Below are 2,689 nucleotides of genomic sequence, written 5' to 3'. Positions count from 1 at the left end.
ACGGCCTTGGTGTCCACGAAGACGTTGCCGCAGCTTTGGCACTTCCAGTGGCGCTGCTGCTTCTGCAGGCGCATCAAGAGTCCGTCGCGGTCGTAGCACAGCTGGCAGTAAGGGCCTTTGTGGCGCAGTTCGTCCGTCAGCCAGTACTTCTGGCCGTCGAACTCCATGCACTCGGCCATGTCGAGCACCTGGGCCACCTCAATGATCTGGTTCTTGAGGGCCTCGTTCTCTTCCACCAGGGCGATGTACTCGTGCTGGAGGGCCTTGAGCAGCGCCCGGGCCTCCTCCTGCCGGTTTTCGCAGATGAGCTGGTGGATCCTGCCGAATCCTGTTGCGTGCAAGAGCTTCTTGGACATGAGGCACTCCGTTCTGGCGTGTGGCGTTCTGGCATTGCGTGTCTGGCGTGACGCTCCTCTTATCGGCCACGTATCCGGGCGACTTTAGGGAAGCTGTGGAATGCGAACGGATAGCACATGAAAAGAAACAGGGCGGAGGCCTGTGCAAGCCTCCGCCCTGTGCATGGCGCGTTGGGAATCTTCCTACTTCGACTGGGTCTTGAAGCGGTCAGACAGCACGGCCAGGGTCATGGCGTCCGGGTATTTCTTCATGGCCGCCTGGTTCTTGGCGATGCGTGATGGCAACGGCGGGTGCGTGGAGAACCAGGAGCCCTTCTTGTTGGGCGAGCTGGCCTCCAGGCGTTGCAGGGTCTGCAGGGTCTCGGTGATGCCCGCCGGGTTATAGCCCGTGCGGTAGGCGGTCTCCATGGCGCTGGCGTCGGCCTCGTACTCCATGTTCTGGTCCAGGCCCTTGTCGAAGAGCACGTTCTGCAGGTCGCCGATCATGCTCTCGAACTGCGCGCCCTTGTCGCCCTTCATGGTGGCGGCGGTGATCTGCCCCACGCCGGTGAAGAACTGCGCGCGCTGGATGCTCTTGAGGGCGTGGCGCAGGGCCACGTGGCCCACCTCGTGCGAGAGGATGCCCGCCAACTGGGCCTCGTTGGTCATGGTGCGAACAAGGGCCGAGGTGACGAAGATGATGCCGCCGGGGCAGGCGAAGGCGTTCTGCACGTCGCTTTCCACCACCACGAAGCGGTAGGGGATGTTGGGCCGGGGCGAATTGGTGGCCACGGCCAAGCCCACAAGGTTCACGTAGTGCTGCAGGCTCTTGTTCTGCACCGGCATGCCGTAGCGGCGGAAACCTTCCACGGCCAGGCGCTCACCGATGGTGCGCTCGCTCTGGTAGTCCATCTGCTGCGAGCTGGAGAGCACGCTCTTGGCGCCGGAAAGGATTTTGTTCTCTTTGGAGTTGGGATCCATGATGGCGTCGAGGAAGCCCGCCATGACCGAGCCGGGCAGGGCCAGGGGCAGGGCGCTGGCGGCGATGCCCAGGATGAATTTTCTTCTGTCCATGTCCGCCCCCTTACTTCGCGTACTCGCCGATGCGACCGGCCTTGAGGAAGTTCTCCAGCTCTTTCTTCTCCACCTTTTCGGCCAGCACCTTATCCAGGGCCTGCCTGTAGTCGGACAGGGGCCTGGGCGCGCGCCCTGCGGCCTTGGCCGCGTCCTGTTCGCTCTCGTTCAGGCCGCGCATGCTGCGGGCGCTGTCGGCCTCGCTGACCATGATGGTGCTTGAGCCCGCGCCGCCGAAGAGATTGCCGCCCTGCTGCGAGGGCTCCGGCGGGGTGGCGGCCACCTTGCCGCGGTAGATCCAGCCGCTTTGCCCGCCGACCGATACCTTGTACCAGCTTTCCTCCTGCCCCTGCACGGATAGGGCCGTGCCCACAGGCAGCTCGGCCACGGTGTCCGAGGAGGCGCTTTTGTCGGTCTTGAGCTTGGCTCCTTCCGAGGCCACGTACAGCTTGTCCTGGGCCAGGGCGGGCGCTGCCAGGAGCAGAACTCCGGCTGCGGCCGCGATGATTGGTGCGCTTTTATTCATTGCGTGCCCCCATATTTAAGGGTTTGTCCCATGCTGGTCATTCTGCGTCATCGGCTTGGCGAATGCAAGGCCGGGCGGATTTCGTCAAGCTTCGCCCGATTAGGCCCCGCTACGTCAGACCCACCTGATTGGCGATGCCCGCCACGGCGGCGATGGCGACGGTGAAGAACTCCGCCTGCTCCATGCCCAGCTTCTGGCATTCGCCGATGGTCTCGCGGCTGACGCTGGCGGCGAAGGCCTTGTCCTTCATCTTTTTCTTGAGGCTTTTGGCGTCCATGCCGTCCATGCGCGCCGGGCGCACCAGGGCGTTGGCGTGGATGAGCCCGGTGACGGTCTCGCCGCAGCGCAGGGCGAAGTCCAGCGGAGTGGAGGGCGCGAAGCCCGTGTGCTCGAAGTTGTGGGCGCGGATGGCGTCCAGAGCCTCCTCGGGCAGCTTGCCGTCCAGGAGCTCGGCGGAGTCGAGTCCGTGGCGGCCGGGGTTGTCCTTGGTGGTGGCGTAGTCCAGGTCGTGCAACAGGCCCGTCAGCCCCCAAAGTTCAACATCCTGGCGCAGATTGGTCGCCAGGGCGCGCAGCACTGCCTCGGACTCCAGGCAATGGGCCTGCAGGGCCGGGTCGGGCACATGGTGTTTGAGCAGGGCAAGGGCTTCATCGCGGGAGAGCATGCGTGGTCCTCCTGAAGCTTAGGTTCGCGGCGCGTGCAGCCAGCAGTGGGCGAAGCGCGGGCCGTCGCCGGGTTGTGAGGTGTCGAAGGC

The 2,689-nt window shown here is 64.6% G+C and carries 4 protein-coding genes; all 4 read right to left on the bottom strand.

Annotation, left to right across the window (positions count from 1 at the left end):
- Positions 1–356: hypothetical protein (locus VN419_RS02155; RefSeq protein WP_325643961.1), on the bottom strand; the 356-nt coding region annotated here is incomplete at its 3' end.
- Positions 357–539: 183 nt separating this feature from the next.
- On the bottom strand, positions 540–1,409 hold the full coding sequence (locus tag VN419_RS02150) for a M48 family metalloprotease (RefSeq protein ID WP_325643959.1): 870 nt from the start codon (positions 1,407–1,409) through the stop codon (positions 540–542).
- Positions 1,410–1,419: 10 nt separating this feature from the next.
- A complete protein-coding gene (locus VN419_RS02145) occupies positions 1,420–1,935 on the bottom strand; it encodes an SH3 domain-containing protein (RefSeq protein WP_325643957.1) in 516 nt (171 codons plus the stop codon).
- Between the two features lie 109 nt (positions 1,936–2,044).
- Complete coding sequence (locus VN419_RS02140; protein WP_325643955.1) at positions 2,045–2,599, bottom strand: HD domain-containing protein; 555 nt, start codon at positions 2,597–2,599, stop codon at positions 2,045–2,047.
- Positions 2,600–2,689: the final 90 nt, after the last annotated feature.

This window comes from Humidesulfovibrio sp. (genome assembly GCF_035560995.1).
Lineage (GTDB): Bacteria > Desulfobacterota > Desulfovibrionia > Desulfovibrionales > Desulfovibrionaceae > Humidesulfovibrio.
Note: the sequence above shows the minus strand (reverse complement) of the source record. Positions and strands in the feature narration are given on the sequence as shown.